General features: G+C 66.8%; 16 protein-coding genes. All 16 read right to left on the bottom strand.

Annotated elements, in window-relative coordinates:
• Nucleotides 1-123 precede the first annotated feature (123 nt).
• The 16 genes from AC1DW3_RS03130 to rpsB all read right to left on the bottom strand — a co-directional run bounded on the left by AC1DW3_RS03130 (nt 124) and on the right by rpsB (nt 15360).
• Nucleotides 124-894, bottom strand: coding sequence for a TrmH family RNA methyltransferase (locus AC1DW3_RS03130; protein WP_477928492.1), 771 nt, complete (start codon nt 892-894; stop codon nt 124-126).
• Entirely contained in the window at nt 891-1532 is a 642-nt protein-coding gene (rnhB, locus tag AC1DW3_RS03125) for a ribonuclease HII (protein WP_477928490.1), read from the bottom strand. Before rnhB ends, AC1DW3_RS03130 begins: the two co-directional genes overlap by 4 nt.
• Nucleotides 1504-2628: a lipid-A-disaccharide synthase gene (lpxB, locus tag AC1DW3_RS03120; RefSeq protein WP_477928488.1), complete on the bottom strand. Its 1125-nt coding sequence runs from the start codon at nt 2626-2628 to the stop codon at nt 1504-1506. The genes rnhB and lpxB overlap by 29 nt, the downstream gene beginning before the upstream one ends.
• Before the next feature lie 3 nt (nt 2629-2631).
• Entirely contained in the window at nt 2632-3423 is a 792-nt protein-coding gene (gene lpxA / locus AC1DW3_RS03115; RefSeq protein WP_477928487.1) for an acyl-ACP--UDP-N-acetylglucosamine O-acyltransferase, read from the bottom strand.
• Nucleotides 3424-3585: 162 nt separating this feature from the next.
• Complete coding sequence (fabZ, locus tag AC1DW3_RS03110; RefSeq protein WP_477928485.1) at nt 3586-4071, bottom strand: 3-hydroxyacyl-ACP dehydratase FabZ; 486 nt, start codon at nt 4069-4071, stop codon at nt 3586-3588.
• The gene (gene lpxD / locus AC1DW3_RS03105; protein ID WP_477928483.1) at nt 4072-5130 is read right to left on the bottom strand and encodes a UDP-3-O-(3-hydroxymyristoyl)glucosamine N-acyltransferase; all 1059 of its coding nucleotides are present in this window, start codon (nt 5128-5130) and stop codon (nt 4072-4074) included. It lies immediately after the preceding gene.
• A gap of 12 nt (nt 5131-5142) precedes the next feature.
• Nucleotides 5143-5652, bottom strand: a complete 510-nt coding sequence (locus AC1DW3_RS03100) for an OmpH/Skp family outer membrane protein (RefSeq protein ID WP_477928482.1) — start codon at nt 5650-5652, stop codon at nt 5143-5145.
• A complete protein-coding gene (gene bamA, locus AC1DW3_RS03095) occupies nt 5652-8009 on the bottom strand; it encodes an outer membrane protein assembly factor BamA (protein WP_477928480.1) in 2358 nt (785 codons plus the stop codon). The genes AC1DW3_RS03100 and bamA overlap by 1 nt, the downstream gene beginning before the upstream one ends.
• 15 nt (nt 8010-8024) lie before the next feature.
• A complete protein-coding gene (rseP, locus tag AC1DW3_RS03090; protein ID WP_477928478.1) occupies nt 8025-9386 on the bottom strand; it encodes an RIP metalloprotease RseP in 1362 nt (453 codons plus the stop codon).
• Nucleotides 9383-10561: a 1-deoxy-D-xylulose-5-phosphate reductoisomerase gene (gene ispC, locus AC1DW3_RS03085; protein ID WP_477928476.1), complete on the bottom strand. Its 1179-nt coding sequence runs from the start codon at nt 10559-10561 to the stop codon at nt 9383-9385. The genes rseP and ispC overlap by 4 nt, the downstream gene beginning before the upstream one ends.
• Nucleotide 10562: 1 nt before the next feature.
• A complete protein-coding gene (locus AC1DW3_RS03080; protein ID WP_477928474.1) occupies nt 10563-11399 on the bottom strand; it encodes a phosphatidate cytidylyltransferase in 837 nt (278 codons plus the stop codon).
• 88 nt (nt 11400-11487) lie between these two features.
• A complete protein-coding gene (gene uppS / locus AC1DW3_RS03075) occupies nt 11488-12210 on the bottom strand; it encodes a polyprenyl diphosphate synthase (protein WP_477928771.1) in 723 nt (240 codons plus the stop codon).
• Nucleotides 12211-12221: 11 nt separating this feature from the next.
• Nucleotides 12222-12782 carry a ribosome recycling factor gene (gene frr, locus AC1DW3_RS03070; RefSeq protein ID WP_477928473.1) on the bottom strand — a complete coding sequence of 187 codons (561 nt, stop codon included), beginning with the start codon at nt 12780-12782 and terminating at the stop codon, nt 12222-12224.
• A 75-nt stretch (nt 12783-12857) separates the two neighbouring features.
• On the bottom strand, nt 12858-13568 hold the full coding sequence (gene pyrH, locus AC1DW3_RS03065; protein ID WP_056198141.1) for a UMP kinase: 711 nt from the start codon (nt 13566-13568) through the stop codon (nt 12858-12860).
• Nucleotides 13569-13650: 82 nt separating this feature from the next.
• On the bottom strand, nt 13651-14544 hold the full coding sequence (tsf, locus tag AC1DW3_RS03060) for a translation elongation factor Ts (RefSeq protein ID WP_477928471.1): 894 nt from the start codon (nt 14542-14544) through the stop codon (nt 13651-13653).
• A gap of 69 nt (nt 14545-14613) precedes the next feature.
• Nucleotides 14614-15360, bottom strand: a complete 747-nt coding sequence (gene rpsB, locus AC1DW3_RS03055) for a 30S ribosomal protein S2 (protein WP_444764063.1) — start codon at nt 15358-15360, stop codon at nt 14614-14616.
• Between the last annotated feature and the right edge of the window lie 47 nt (nt 15361-15407).

Below are 15407 nucleotides of genomic sequence, written 5' to 3'. Positions count from 1 at the left end.
GAAATCTCTTGTCCACCCCAGGACACTGCGGTCCTGTGGGAGGTACCCCCGACTGGCGAGGCGGCGCAATTATTCTCGAAACGGGCGGGGGAACCCGGCGCTCAGCTCCCCGAAACCCGGGGATCAGCCCTTCTGCCGCTCGCTCTCGTACAGGCAGATGGCCGCCGCCGCGGCCACGTTGAGCGACTCCTCGCCGCCCGGCTGCGGGATGCCGACGCGCAGCGCGCAGCGGGCCATCAGCTCGGCAGAAACGCCCTGCCCTTCGTGGCCCATGACCCAGGCGCAGGGGGACGGCAGCGCAATCCGGTGCAGCGGCTGGCTGTCATGGGAGCTGGTGGCGACCAGGGGCACGACCAGCGCTTCCAGATCGGTCGCGGCCAGGCCTTCGACGAGACGCAGGCCGAAATGGGCACCCTGCCCTGCGCGCACGACCTTGGGAGACCACAGCGCCGCCGTGCCTTTGAGGGCCAGCACCTGGCGCACACCAAAGGCCGCCGCGCTGCGCAGGATGGCGCCAACGTTGCCGGCGTCCTGCAGGCGGTCGAGCACCACGGTGGCGGCGTTGGCGTCGATCTGGGGTGCCGCCGGCAGCGTCAGCTCGGCGCCGATCTGCGCCGGCGACTCCAGGCCGCTCAGGCCCTTGAACAGCGCCGTCGGCACGACCAGGGTGCGCAATGCGGACTCAGTCAAGGCGGCCAACATGGCGTCCTGCATCGCGCCTTCCGTCAGCACGACCAGGGCTGGCTGCCAACCGCGTTGCAGGGCCGCACGCAGCAGATGGTCGCCCTCGATCCAGACGCTGCCCGTCTTGCGATAACCGCCAGCGTCGGCGGCGAGTTTGCGCAGCCTGACCAGCGCCGGGTTGTCGCGCGAAGTGACGTGATCGAGCTTCATGCCAGCGGGTTGATGGTCACGTCAATGCAGACTTCCCGCACCGGGGCAAAGCTGCGCCGATGCCAGGGGCTGGCGCCATGCTGCTTGAGAGCGGCCAGGTGCTCGGGCGTGCCATAGCCCTTGTGCGTGGCAAAGCCGTACTGCGGATGGCTCTGGTGCATCTGCTCGCAGAACAGGTCGCGCGCGACCTTGGCCAGGATGCTGGCGGCCGAGATGGCCTGCACGGTGGCGTCGCCCTTCACGATGGCCTCGGCCGCCATGGGCAGCACGGGCAGGCGGTTGCCGTCAATGCGCACCAGCGCCGGCTTGAGGCGCAGGCCTGTGACCGCGCGCTGCATGGCCAGCATGGTGGCCTGCAGGATGTTGATCTGGTCGATCTCTTCGGTGCTGGCCTGCGCGATGCAGCAGCACAGTGCCTTGGCGCGGATCTCGTCATAGAGCTTGGCGCGCTTGGCAGCCGTCAGCACCTTGGAGTCGGCCAGTCCCTTGATCGGCTGCAGGTCATCGAGGATGACGGCGGCGGCAAACACCGGGCCTGCGAGCGGCCCACGGCCGGCCTCATCCACGCCGGCGACAAGGCCGGGCGGGGTCCAGTCGAGAGCAACTTGCTCAGGCACCGATGAGACTCGCGATCGCATCGCTGGCGCGCTGTGCGGTGTCTTGCCGCAGCAGCTCGTGGAGTTGGACAAAGCGCTCGTGCAAGGCGGCACGGCGCGGTGCATCGGCAAGCAGGGCTTCCGCCTCCCGCGCCAGGTTCTCCGGCGTGCAGGCGTGCTGGATCAGCTCCGGCACGAGGAAGTCGCGCGCCAGGATATTGGGCAGGCCCACCCAGGGCAGCAGGCCCTTGCCCTTCATGCGCCACCAGTTCAGCGCATTCATGCGGTAGGCGATGACCATGGGACGCTTGAACAGGGCCGCCTCCAGCGTGGCCGTGCCGCTGGCCACCAGCGTCAGATCGCAGGCCGCCAGCGCCGCATGCGACTGGCCGTCGACGAGCTGGATGTCGACGCCGCCGAGCATAGGTTCCACGAGGCCACGCAGCCCCGGCACGACGGGCATGACGAAGCGCCGCCCCGGCCTGGCCAACAGCCTGGCCGCAGCGATCAGCGCCGGCGCGATGTAGTTGATCTCGCTCTTGCGGCTGCCGGGCAGCAGCGCGATGACGGTGTCGCCCTCAGGCAGCTTCAAGGCCTCGCGCGACGCTGCACGTGGTGGCTCCACGGGAATGGCATCCGCCAGCGGGTGGCCCACATAGGTCGCGCCGATGCCGGCCTTGTGCAGGATCTCGGGCTCGAAGGGGAAGAGGCAAAGCACGTGGTCGGCGGCCGCCTTGATCTTCACGACCCGCTCGGGTCGCCAGGCCCAGATGGACGGGCAGACGAAGTGGACCGTCTTGATGCCGGCCTCGCGCAGCCGCGTCTCCAGGCCGAAGTTGAAGTCGGGCGCATCGACGCCGATGAAGACGTCGGGCCGGTTCGAGATGAGGCGCGTGCCGAGTTGCTTGCGGATGGACAGCAGCTCGCGGATGTTCAGCAGCGCGTCGACATAGCCAAAGATGGACAGCTTGCTGTGCGGCCACCAGGTCTCGAAGCCCTGGGCAATCATCTTCGGGCCGCCTATGCCCTGCGACGTCAGCTCTGGCCAGCGCGCACGCAGCCCTTGCAGCAGCAGGCCGGCCAGCAGATCACCGCTGGCCTCGCCGGCCACCATGCCGAGGCGGGGCGCGGTCTGCATCGCTTATCGGACGATGCCGCGGGTGGAGGCGGCAAGGAAATTCAGCATGTTGTCGATGTCGGCGTCGGCTGCACCGCCTTCCGTGCCCTTCAAACCCGCGATGGCCGCCTTGGCCTCGTCCAGCGTGTGGCCGCTGCGATAGAGCAGCTTGTAGATCTGGCGGATGACGGCGATGCGCTCGCTGCTGAAGTCGCGACGCTTCAGGCCGACGACGTTGACGGCACGTGCCGCCAGCGGATTGCCGTCCACGGTCATGAAGGGCGGCACGTCCTGGGCCACATGGGCCTGGAAGCCGATCATGGCGTGGTCGCCGATGCGCATGCGTTGCAGGATGCCGGTCAGGCCACCGATGGTGACGTGGTTGCCCACCTGCACATGGCCTGCCAGCGTGGCGTTGTTGGCCAGCACGCACTCGTTGCCGATGACGACGTCGTGGGCCAGATGGCAATAGGCCATGATCCAGTTGTCGTTGCCCACCGTCGTCTCGCCGCGGTCCTGCACCGTGCCGATGTTCAGCGTGCAGAACTCGCGGATGGTGTTGCGGTCGCCGATGACCAGGGTCGTCGGCTCGCCGGCGTACTTCTTGTCCTGGTTGGCCGCGCCGATGGACGAGAACTGGAAGAACGTGTTGTCACGGCCAATCGTGGTGTGGCCTTCGATGACGACATGTGGGCCGACCTGGGTGCCGGCGCCAATCTTCACGTGCGGGCCGATCAGCGAATAGGCGCCGACCGTGACCGACGAGTCCAGCTCGGCGGCGGGGTCGACGATGGCGGTGGGATGGATCGAGGACATAGCCATTACTTAGAAACTTGCGGGCCGAGCGCTGGCCCGCTCCCGAGCCGGCCCGCGCTGGCGATGTGCTCGCGGCTCGATGCCGCGGGCATCGCCGTCCCCCAGGGGGACCGGTCAGACGCACCGCGTTCAGCGGCGTGCGGCTGGACGAGGGGCTTCATTTCAGGCTTCGATGCGGCGCATCGTGCACATCAGCTCAGCTTCCGCGACGAGCTGGTCGCCCACCAGCGCCTTCGCGGTGAACTTGTAGATGCCGGCCTTGGCGCGGCCCAGCGTCACTTCCAGGATCAGCTGGTCACCCGGCTCGACAGGTCGCTTGAAGCGGGCGCCGTCGATGCCGGCGAAGTAGACGACCGACTTCTCGTCCAGCGTGATGCCCACGCTCTCGATGGCCAGCAGCGTCGCGGCCTGGGCCAGGGCTTCGAGGATGAGCACGCCCGGCATGACCGGGCGGTGTGGGAAGTGGCCCAGGAAGAAGGGCTCGTTGATGGAGACGTTCTTGATGGCGCGGATGCGCTCGCCCTTGATCAGCTCGACAACGCGGTCCACCAGCAGGATGGGATAGCGATGCGGCAGGCGCTTCAGGATTTCGTGGATGTCCATCGTCGTCGGGATGGCGGTCGGGGTGGTCGGGGTCGGTTCGTTCATTTATTTCTTCTCCAGCGCGCGCACGCGTTCGCGCAGGGTGCTGAGCTGTCGCAGGGTGGCCGCGTTCTTCTGCCAGCTCGAATTCTCTTCGAAGGGATAGGGGCCGCTGTAGACGCCCGGCGAGGGGATGCTGCGGGTCACGGTGGTGGCAGCCGAGATGTGCACGCCGTCCACGATGGTCAGGTGGCCGATGATGTTGGCCGCGCCACCGATGGTGCAGTTGGCGCCGATGCGTGTGGAGCCGGCCACGGCCGCGCAGCCGGCCATGGCCGTGTTGCGGCCGATGTGCACGTTGTGGGCAATCTGGATCAGGTTGTCGAGCTTGACGCCGTCCTCGATGACGGTGTCGGCCAGCGCGCCGCGGTCGATGCAGGTGTTGGCGCCGATCTCGACGTCGTCGCCGATGCTGACCGCGCCGAGCTGCTCGATCTTCACGTAGCCGTTCTTGCTGGGCGCGAAGCCAAAGCCGTCGGCGCCGATGACCACACCGCTGTGCACCAGGCCACGCGCGCCGATGCGGCAACCGTAGCCGAGCACCACGCGCGGCGCCAGCCGCGTGTGCGCACCAACGACTGCATCACGCTCGACGACGCAATGCGCACCGATGCGGGCATGGTCACCAACGACGGCACCAGCCTCGACGACGGCCAGCGGACCGACCTCGACGCCCTTGCCCAGCCTCGCCTCCGGCGACACGACGGCGCTGGCATGCACGCCGGCCTTGGGCGAAGGCCGCACGCGCGCAGCCCACCACTGCGTCAGGCGGGCGAAGTAGAGATAGGGGTCGGGTGTGACGATGGCCGCGCCACGCGCCGAGGCCAGCTCCGCCATCGAAGGCGACACGATGACGCAGGCCGCTGCCGTGGTGGCGAGCTGGGCTTGGTAGCGCGGGTTGGCGAGGAAGCTGATGCTTTGGGCGTCAGCCTCGTCCAACGGCGCGATGCGGGCGATGCGGATGTCGGACCCACCAAGCAAATCGCCGCCCAAGGCGGCGATCAGCTGAGACAGCTCGACCGCTGTCGTTTCGCTGGACCCGAGCGCGACTGGTGTCGGGCTCATGACGGGCTCGGTTTACTTCTGCGCGTTCAGCGCGTCGATCACCTTCTTGGTGATGTCCACGCGGGCGCTGAAGTGGATGGCGTCCTGCAGGATGAGGTCGTACTTCTCGGCGTCGAAGATCTGCTTGATGACGCGGTTGGCCTTCTCGACCACGCCGGACAACTCTTCGTTCTTGCGCTGGGTCAGGTCTTCCTGCCATTCGCGGCGCTTGCGCTGCAGATCACGTTCCTGCTCGACAACGTCGCGCTGGCGGCGGTTGCGCTCGGCTTCGGACAGCGTGGGCGCATCCTTTTCCAGCTTCTCGGCGGCGGCGCGCAACTTGGTTTCCTGATCGCGCAGGTCCTTCTCGCGCTTGCCGAACTCCGTCTCCAGCTTGATCTGCGCTGCCTTGGCCAGATTGGCCTCACGCAGCACGCGCTCGCTGTTGACGTAGCCGATCTTCAGTTCCTGGGCTTGCACCACCGAGGTGGCCAACATCATCGACGCGGCCAGGGCCATCGATTGCAAGAGCTTGCTCATCATCAGAATGCAGTCCCGATCTGGAATTGGAATTTTTCGATTCTATCCGTCCGCGCCTTGCGGATCGGTTTGCCGTAACTCAGGCGCAGCGGACCCATCGGCGAGATCCAGGACAGGCCGACACCGGCGGACATGCGCAGCATGTCGCGGCCTTCGTTGTCCTTGCCATTGGTCAGCGTGTTCCAGTTGAGCTTGGCGTCCGGCCCCCAGACGCCGCCGAGGTCGGCGAAACCGAAGATGCGGAAGCTCTTGTCGTTGCCGCTGCCGGGCACCGGCAGGTAGAGCTCGGCATTGGTGTTGAAGCGCCGGTTGCCGCCGATGTAGGAGCCGGTCGGGTCCACCGGGCCCAGCGAGCCGGCCTCGAAGACGCGCACCGAGCCCAGGCCGCCACCGTAGAAGTTCTTGAAGATCGGATAGGGCTTGCCGCCCAGGCCCACGCCCCAACCCAGCTCGCTGTTGATGCCCAGCGTGATCTTGTTGGTGATCTCGAAATACTGCTGGTATTGCAGGTTGATGCGGGCGAACTTGGCGTCGCCGATGGCACTGGTCTCGACGTTGACGCGCTGGTACCTGCCCTTGAGCGGCGAAATCACGCTGTCGCGGCTGTCGCGCTGCCAGCCAATGGTCAGCGGGATGGAATTGCTGCGCTGGCCGAACTGGTTGACGAACAGCAGATAGCTGTTGGGCAGGCCCTTGGACGTCGTGATGTCGGTCTGCTCGTAGCCGACGCCGAAGAAGACGGTGTCGACTTCCGAGTAGGGCACGCCAAAGCGGATGGCACCGCCCTTGGTGACGTACTGGTACTCCTCGCCCAGCGTGTTGATCGGGCGCGTGGTCCGATAGAACACGTCCAGCGAGCGCGACACGCCGTCGACCGTGAAGTAGGGGTCGACCGTGCTGACCTGCAGCTGGCGGCCGGTGCGGGCCGTCGCGACGTCGATGCCGAGGTAGTTGCCCGAGCCGAAGACGTTGTCCTGGCGGATGGAGCCGGTGAAGGACAGCTTGGTCTGGCTGGAGTAGCCGGCACCGACCGTGATGGCGCCGGTGGGGCGCTCGACGACGGTCAGCAGCACGTCGACCTGGTCCTGGGCGCCCGGCACCTCCTGGGTGTCGATGGTGACTTCCTTGTCCTTGAAGTAGCCCAGGCGCTCGACCCGGTCGCGCGAGGACTTGATCTTCTGGCCGTCGTACCAGGCCGCCTCGAACTGGCGGAACTCGCGGCGGATGACCTCGTCGCGGGTGCGCGAGTTGCCGGAGACGATGACCTTGCGCACATAGACGCGGCGTTGCGGCTCGGCGCTGAAGGTGACGACGACCTGGCCGGTCTCGCGGTTGATGTCGGGCTTGCTGTCGACGCGGGCGAAGGCATAGCCATAGGTGCCGAACAGGTCGCTGAAGGCGCGCGTCGTGTTCGCGACCGCTTCGCCCTGGTAGGCCTCGCCGGGCTTGAGAAAGACGAGGTGCTTGAAGTCTTCCTCGCGGCCCAGGTAGTCGCCTTCGAGCTTCACGCCCGTGACGGTATAGGGCTGGCCTTCGCTGACCGTGATGGCGATGCTGATGCTCTGCTTGTCCGGCGAGATCGTCACCTGCGTGGACGTGACGGCGAACTCGAGATAGCCGCGGTTCAGGTAGTAGCTGCGGATGGTTTCCAGGTCCGCGTTCAGCTTGGCGCGCGAGTAGCGGTCGGTCTTGGTGTACCAGGTCAGCCAGCCGGTGGTCGTCTGCTCCAGCAGGCCTTGCAGCGTGCTCTCGGAGAAGACCTTGCTGCCGAGGATGCGGATCTCGGCGATCTTGGCCGGATCGCCTTCAGTCACGTTGAAGCTGACGTTGACGCGGTTGCGCTCGATGGGCGTGATCGTCGTCGTGACCTCGGCGCCGTAGAGGCTGCGCGTGAGGTACTGGCGTTTCAGTTCCTGCTCGGCGCGGTCGGCCAGGGCCTTGTCGAAGGGCTTGCCTTCGCCGATGCCGACGTCCTTCAGCGACTTGGTCAGCGCCTCGGTGTCGAACTCCTTCAGGCCGACGAAGTTGACGTTGGCGATGATGGGGCGCTCGTCGATGATGACGACGACGGCATTGCCTTCGATGCTGATGCGCACGTCCTTGAACAGGCCGGTGGCGAACAGGGCGCGCAGGGCGGCGGCGCCTTTTTCATCGTTGTAGGTGTCGCCGATGCGGAAGGGCAGCGAYGCGAACACGGTACCCGGGTCGGTACGCTGCAGGCCTTCGACGCGGATGTCCTTGAGCACGAAGGGATCGACCGCCCAGGCCAGCCCYGACTGGAACATCCCCGTGACAGCCAGAGCCAGCAAGCCGAGGCGGAAGGGGCGACGCTTCGCTCCCGAACTGAAAGGAAAGGACATGGGAACCGGGGAGTGTCAGTGCCAGCCCGCAAGGCGGGTGACGTCGTTGGAAAGGGCCAAGGCCATCATCAGCATCAGGATCAGCGCGCCAGCGCGCTGCAGTTGCCGTTGCCACCATTCGGAGACGGGGCGGCCACTCAGACCCTCAAAAAGATGATACATGAGGTGCCCGCCATCGAGCATAGGCAGCGGCAGCAGGTTCAGAACGGCGAGGCTCAGCGAGATCTTCGCGAGGAAATCCAGATAGGGCGACAAACCCGCCTTGGCCGATTGGCCGGCGTAATCGGCAATCGTCAGCGGGCCGCTCAGGTTCTTCACCGAGGCCTCACCGATCAGCATGCGGCCGAGCAGCCGCACCGTCGTGGCGGCCATGTCCCAGCTCTGCTCGACACCGCGCCACAGGCCATCGAGCGGGCCGTAGCTGACGAAAACGCGCTCGGGCTGTGAGCCCACGCCGATCTCCAGCCGGGCCACGCTCTGGCCGCCATCATCGACAAGGCGCGGCGTCGGGTTCAGTTCGACGACGCGGCCAGCGCGCTCGACGCGCCAGGCCATGGCGCGCGGCTGGTCGCCGTCGCGGGCGCGACGGATGGCGTCGCGCAGGAAACCGGCATCGGGCACGGCCTGACCATCGATGTAAAGAACGCGGTCCCCGGCTTCCAGCCCGGCCACCGCACCGGCGCCGCCCGCGGCGACCTGGCGGATCAGCGGCTCGGCCAGCGGCGCCAGGCCGATGTCGTTGAACAACTGGGCATCGGGCGCACGACCGGCAAGGCGTTCCGTCTCCAGGTGCACGCTGCGCGAGCCATGGCCCTGCGCGCTGCTGACCGACAGGTGCAGCGTCTCTCCCAGCGCCTGGGCGCGGGCGACCGCCGACTGCAGATGCACCAGGGACTCGACGTCCTGCCATTGCTGGCCGTCGGACGACGTGGCCCGCACCCAGTCGCCGGCATGCAGGCCGGCGCGCTCGGCCAGGGAGCCGGCGGGCGGCGTGCCCAGCACGGCCTTGGGCACTTCGCTGCCCAGCCAGGCCACGACGGCGAACAGCAGCACGGCCAGCACCCAGTTGGCCGCCGGGCCGGCCGCGACGATGGCGGCGCGCTGGCGCAGCGGCCGCTGGTTGAAGGCCTGTTCACGCTCCTGCGGTGCCACCGCACCGTCGCGCTCGTCGAGCATGCGCACATAGCCGCCCAGCGGCAGCGCGCTGAGCGTGAACTCCGTGCCGTTGCGACCGACGCGGCGCCAGATCACGCGACCGAAACCGATGGAGAAGCGCAGCACCTTGACGCCACAGGCCCGCGCGACGCGGTAATGGCCCCATTCGTGGACCGCGATCAGCAGGGCCAGCGCGGCGAGGAAGGCGATGAGGGTGGTCACGGCAGTTGGCGGGCCAGTTGCTGGGCATGCACGCGGGTGCGGGCATCGAGCTCCAGCAGCGCCTCGATGCTGGCGCAGTCGCCCGGCTGAACGTCGGCCAGGCATTGCGAGTTGACCGCGTGGATGCGGTCGAAGCGCAGGCGGCCGTTCAGGAAGGCGTCGACCGCCACTTCATTGGCCGCATTCAGCACCGTGGTGCTGCCCTCAGGCGCACGCAGCGCCTGCCAGGACAGGTGCAGGCCGGGGAAGCGCACGGCATCGGCTTCCTCGAAGGTCAGGCTGGGCGTCGTCAGCAGGTCAAGGCGGCTGGCGCCCGAGGTGATGCGCTCGGGGAAGGACAGGCCGTAGGCGATGGGCACGCGCATGTCCGGCGTGCCGAGCTGGGCCAGCACCGACTGGTCGCGGCAGACCACCATCGAATGGATGATGCTCTGCGGATGGATGATGACCTTGATCTGATCCGGCGTGAGATTGAACAACCAGCGCGCCTCGATGACCTCGAGCGCCTTGTTCATCATCGTCGCCGAGTCGACCGAGATCTTGCGGCCCATGACCCAGTTGGGGTGGGCGCAGGCCTGGTCGGGCGTCACATCAGCCAGCGTGGCGGGGTCGCGGCTGCGGAAGGGGCCGCCGGAAGCCGTCAGCACGATGTGGTCGATACGCTCATGCCAGGCCGCGCGATCCTCGGGCAGGCACTGGAAGATGGCCGAGTGTTCGCTGTCGATGGGCAGCAGCGTCRCGCCGCCCTGCTCCACCGCCTGCATGAACAAGGCGCCGCCGACGACGATGGCCTCCTTGTTGGCCAGCAGCAGGCGCTTGCCGGCGCGTGCGGCGGCGATGGCCGGCGCCAGGCCGGCGGCGCCAACGATGGCCGCCATGACGGTGTCGACTTCCGGATGCGCGGCGATGTCGGCCAGCGCCGGGGCGCCGTCCATGACCTCGGTACGGCTGCCGGCTTCGCGCAGCCGCTCGCGCAGGCGCGCCGCGGCGTCGCGGTCGGGCATGACGGCGAAGCGCGGCTGCCAGGCCAGGCATTGCGCCAGCAGCTCATCGACACGGCTCATCGCGCTGAGCGCCACGACCTCGTAGCGCTCGGGATGGCGCGCGATGACGTCCAGCGTGTTGACGCCGATGGAGCCGGTCGAGCCGAGGACGCAGACGCGTTGGCGGGTCATATCAGAGGCTGATCAGCGCGAGCGCCAACGGGAAGACGGGCAGCAGCGCGTCGATGCGGTCCAGCACGCCACCGTGGCCAGGCAGCAGATTGCTGCTGTCCTTGGCGCCGACGGCGCGCTTCACGAGGGATTCGAACAGATCGCCGACGACGCTCATCGCGCCGAGGAAGACCAGGGCCAGCAGCGACACCCAGCCATGGCGCTGGACCAGCAGCGTGTAGAGGCTGGGCGAGTCGATGGCGACTTTCACGTCGATGACATGGACCCAGACGAAGCCGAGCAGGATGACGCCCGCCATGCCGCCCCAGACGCCTTCCCAGCTCTTGCCGGGACTGATGGCCGGCGCCAGCTTCCTCTTGCCGAAGGCGCGGCCGCAGAAATAGGCCGCGATGTCGGCCATCCAGACGAGGCAGAACACCGACAGGATGAAGTTGATGCCGTGCACCTTGGCCTGCACGATGGCCAGCCAGGCACCCCACAGCAGCACGCCGCCCAGGGCCAGCCGCGCGCCGCGTGCGATGCGCGGCCAGCCGGTCGGGCCCGCGCGCAAGGCAAAGGCGCCGCCCAGCACCCAGACCAGGCTGGCCAGGGACCAGACCCAGGCCGGTGGTGCGTTCAGGCCGCCGATCAGCAGCGTCCAGACACAGGCCAGCGCGAGCGCCACGCCGGCGGCGATCGCGCCGGTACCGGGCAGGCCATTGAGCCGCGCCCATTCCCAGCCGGCCGCGCCCATCATGACGACGGTGACCCAGGCAAAGGGCCAGGGCGAGGCCTGGAAGAGTACCGGCAGCAGGATGGCCAGCAGCACGAGGGCGGTGATGACGCGGGTCTTCAGCATGGTGTCAGTGCCGCACGGCCGCCCGAAGGCGCTGACGCGCCCCCTCGGGGGGCAGTGAGCGGAGCGAGCGTGGGGGCATCATTTTTTCTCAGGCTGCGGCGGGCGCCTCTTTGACGCCGCCGAAGCGACGGTCGCGCTCGTGGAAGGCCGCGATGGCCGCGTCCAGTTCACGCTCGCCGAACTCGGGCCACAGGCAGTCCGAGAACACGAATTCGGTATACGCCGCCTGCCAGAGCAGGAAGTTGCTGATGCGCACCTCGCCGCCGGTGCGGATGAAGAGGTCGGGGTCGGGCGCATAGCTCATGGCCATGAACTCCGACAGCTTGGCTTCGGTCAGTTCGTCGGGCTGCACGCCGGCCTTGATCGCGGCCTTGCAGGCCTGCACGATGTCCCAGCGGCCGCCGTAGTTGAAGGCGACGTTGAGCGTCAGCTTGGTGTTGTGCAGCGTGCTGGTCTCGGCCTCGTTCCAGGCATTGCGCAGCTTGTCGGACACCGCGTCACGGTCGCCGACGATGCGGATGCGCACACCCATGGCGCCCATCTTGGCCAGATAGCGACTTACCGCGGCCAGCACCAGGCCCATCAGACCCGAGACCTCGTCGCTCGGCCGCTTCCAGTTCTCGCTGGAGAAGGCGAAGACGGTGACGTATTCGATGTCGCGGTCGATGCAGGCCTGGACGATCTTGACGAGGCTGTCCACGCCGGCCTTGTGGCCGAAGAAGCGCGGCAGGAAGCGCTTCTTGGCCCAGCGGCCGTTGCCATCCATGACGATGGCCACATGGCGCGGTGGCGCCGGGCGGTCTTGCGCCATGAGGACGGCGCTCAAACCGCGAGGATCTCGGCTTCCTTGCCCGAGATCAGCTTGTCGATCTCCGAAATCACCCGGTCGGTGAGCTTTTGCACTTCATCGAGGCTGCGACGCTCGTCGTCCTCGCCGATTTCCTTGTCCTTGAGCAGCTTCTTGGCATGCTCGTTGGCATCGCGGCGCAGGTTGCGCACGGCCACCTTGGCGTCTTCACCGGCATTGCGCACGACCTTGGTCAGGTCGCGGCGACGCTCTTCGGTCAGCGGCGGCATCGGCACGCGGATCAGGTCGCCCTGGCTGGCCGGGTTCAGGCCCAGGTCGCTCTCGCGGATGGCCTTCTCGATCTTGGGGCCCATGCCCTTTTCCCAGGGCTGCACGGAGATGGTGCGGGCGTCCAGCAACGTCACATTGGCCACCTGCGAGATCGGCACCATGGAGCCGTAGTAGTCGACGCTGACCTGGTCGAGGATGCCGGGGTGGGCGCGACCGGTGCGGATCTTGTGCAGTTCGTTCTTCAGGGCTTCCACCGACTTGGCCATCTTGGCCTCGGCGTTCTTCTTGATGTCGGCAATGCTCATGATCGATACCTATGAATTTGCGGGACAGACCGCCCGAGCGGCAGCGCGCAGCTCTGTCCCCAACTGACTAAGGTTTTAGACGTGCACCAATGTGCCTTCGTCCTCGCCCTGCACCACGCGGCGCAGAGCACCGGGCTTGAAGATGCTGAACACCTTGATCGGCAGCTTCTGGTCGCGGCACAGCGCAAAGGCGGCGCCGTCCATGACCTGCAGATTGCGCGTGATGACCTCGTCGAAGCTGATGCGCGCATAGCGCGTGGCGGTCGGGTCCTTCTTGGGGTCGGCCGAGTAGACGCCGTCGACCTTGGTGGCCTTCAGCACGATCTCGGCGCCGATCTCGGCACCGCGCAGGGCGGCGGCCGTGTCGGTCGTGAAGAAGGGGTTGCCGGTGCCGGCAGCGAAGACGACGATCTTGCCCTCTTCGAGGTATTGCAGCGCCTTGGGGCGCACATAGGGCTCGACGACCTGCTCGATGGCGATGGCGGACATGACGCGGGCGGTCATGCCTTCCTGGCGCATCGTGTCGGCCAGGGCCAGCGAGTTCATCACCGTGGCCAGCATGCCCATGTAGTCGGCGGTGGCGCGGTCCATGCCGACCGAGCCGCCCGCGACGCCGCGGAAGATGTTGCCGCCGCCGATGACGACGGCGACTTCGATGCCCATCTGCGTCACCTCGCGGATTTCCTGCACCATGCGGACGATGGTCGCGCGATTGATGCCATAGGCGTCGTCACCCATCAGGGCTTCGCCGGAGAGCTTGAGCAGAATGCGCTTGTACGCGGGCATGGTGTCCTCAGTAGTGGGGGCCTATGGTGGGCCGCAAGTTTAAAGGGCGCCAACTTGGCGCCCTTTCATTTCGCAAGAGTCTTTACTGACCCTTTGCAGCTGCCACCTGGGCAGCCACTTCCGCCGCGAAGTCGTCGACCTTCTTCTCGATGCCTTCGCCAACGACGTAGAGCGTGAAGCCCTTGACCGTCGTGTTGGCCGACTTCAGGTAGGCGGCGACGGTCTGCTTGCCGTCGGCAGCCTTCACGAAGACCTGGTCCAGCAGGCTGACTTCCTTCAGGAACTTCTGCACCGAGCCTTCGACCATCTTGGCGACGATGTCGGCCGGCTTGCCGGATTCGGCAGCCTTCTCGGTGGCGATCTTGCGCTCCTTGGCGACCAGCTCGGCCGAGACTTCGGCGCTGGACAGGGCGGCCGGCTTCATCGCGGCCACGTGCATGGCGACGTCCTTGGCGGCGACGTCGTCACCTTCGAACTCGACCATCACGCCGATGCGCGTGCCATGCAGGTAAGAGGCCAGCTTGGCGCCGGTGTAGCGCTGGAAGCGGCGGATCGACATGTTCTCGCCGATCTTGCCGATCAGGCCTTTGCGCACGTCTTCCACGGTCGGGCCGAAGCCTTCCTGCGACAGCGGCAGCGCCGACAGGGCGGCCACGTCGGCCGGGTTCTGTTCAGCCACCAGGCCGGCCAGGGCGTTGACGAAGGCCAGGAAGGCGTCGTTCTTCGAGACGAAGTCGGTCTCGCAGTTGACTTCGATCAGGGCGCCGTTGCCACCGACCACGGCCGAGGCGACGATGCCTTCGGCGGTGACGCGGGACGCGGCCTTGCCGGCCTTGTTGCCGAGCTTGACGCGCAGGATCTCTTCAGCACGGACCAGATCGCCTTCGGCTTCGGTCAGCGCCTTCTTGCACTCCATCATCGGGGCGTCGGTGCGGGCACGCAGTTCGCCCACCATGCTTGCAGTGATTGCAGCCATTTCTATCTCCAGATTTCGGTTGGCAAAAGGGGCCTCGCGGCCCCTTTCAGATGCAGGGTCGAAAGGGCTTTAGGCCTCTTCGGAAACCTCGACGAACTCGTCGCCAGCGGGAGCAACCGCGGCCAGCACTTCGTTCGTGGCGTTGGCCTTGCCTTCCAGCACAGCGTCAGCGACGGCGCGGGCGTACAGAGCGACAGCCTTGGCGGAGTCGTCGTTGCCGGGGATGACGTAGTCGATGCCGATGGGCGAGTGGTTGGTGTCAACCACGCCGATGACCGGGATGCCGAGCTTCTTGGCTTCGGCAACGGCAATCTTGTGATAGCCGACGTCGATGACGAAGATGGCGTCGGGCAGAGCCGTCATGTCCTGGATGCCGCCGATGTTCTTTTCCAGCTTGGCGATGTCGCGCTGGAACAGCAGGGCTTCCTTCTTGATCGCGGGCTGGGTGCCGGCGTCGATCTGGGCCTGCATGTCCTTCAGGTTCTTCAGGGAGGTCTTGACCGTCTTGAAGTTGGTCATCATGCCGCCGAGCCAACGCGAGTCGACATAGGGCATGCCGGCGCGCTGGGCTTCAGAAGCGATGAACTCGCGGGCTTGGCGCTTCGTGCCGATCATCAGGATCGTGCCGCGCTTGGCAGCGAGCGAGCGCACGAACTTCATCGCATCGTTGAACGCAGGCAGCGTCTTCTCGAGGTTGATGATGTGGATCTTGTTGCGATGGCCGTAGATATACGGGGCCATCTTGGGATTCCAGAAGCGGGTTTGGTGGCCGAAATGGACGCCGGCTTCCAGCATCTCGCGCATCGTGACAGACATGGGTCTTACTCCGAAGGTTGTGTCTAAAATCCGGCCCGAATTGCGTT

Source organism: Roseateles sp. P2_H4 (genome assembly GCF_056403315.1).
The sequence above is the reverse complement of the archived record's forward strand: the minus strand, read 5'-3'. Positions and strand labels throughout refer to the sequence as shown.

Coding starts and splice junctions, on each gene's coding strand:
- pyrH (WP_056198141.1), bottom strand. CDS start 13,568: ATGCCCGCGTACAAGCGCATTCTGCTCAAGCTCTCCGGCGAAGCCCTG.
- AC1DW3_RS03100 (WP_477928482.1), bottom strand. CDS start 5,652: ATGATGAGCAAGCTCTTGCAATCGATGGCCCTGGCCGCGTCGATGATG.
- rpsB (WP_444764063.1), bottom strand. CDS start 15,360: ATGTCTGTCACGATGCGCGAGATGCTGGAAGCCGGCGTCCATTTCGGC.
- uppS (WP_477928771.1), bottom strand. CDS start 12,210: ATGGCGCAAGACCGCCCGGCGCCACCGCGCCATGTGGCCATCGTCATG.
- lpxD (WP_477928483.1), bottom strand. CDS start 5,130: ATGAGCCCGACACCAGTCGCGCTCGGGTCCAGCGAAACGACAGCGGTC.
- frr (WP_477928473.1), bottom strand. CDS start 12,782: ATGAGCATTGCCGACATCAAGAAGAACGCCGAGGCCAAGATGGCCAAG.
- rnhB (WP_477928490.1), bottom strand. CDS start 1,532: ATGCGATCGCGAGTCTCATCGGTGCCTGAGCAAGTTGCTCTCGACTGG.
- AC1DW3_RS03080 (WP_477928474.1), bottom strand. CDS start 11,399: ATGCTGAAGACCCGCGTCATCACCGCCCTCGTGCTGCTGGCCATCCTG.
- tsf (WP_477928471.1), bottom strand. CDS start 14,544: ATGGCTGCAATCACTGCAAGCATGGTGGGCGAACTGCGTGCCCGCACC.
- lpxA (WP_477928487.1), bottom strand. CDS start 3,423: ATGTCCTCGATCCATCCCACCGCCATCGTCGACCCCGCCGCCGAGCTG.
- lpxB (WP_477928488.1), bottom strand. CDS start 2,628: ATGCAGACCGCGCCCCGCCTCGGCATGGTGGCCGGCGAGGCCAGCGGT.
- AC1DW3_RS03130 (WP_477928492.1), bottom strand. CDS start 894: ATGAAGCTCGATCACGTCACTTCGCGCGACAACCCGGCGCTGGTCAGG.
- fabZ (WP_477928485.1), bottom strand. CDS start 4,071: ATGAACGAACCGACCCCGACCACCCCGACCGCCATCCCGACGACGATG.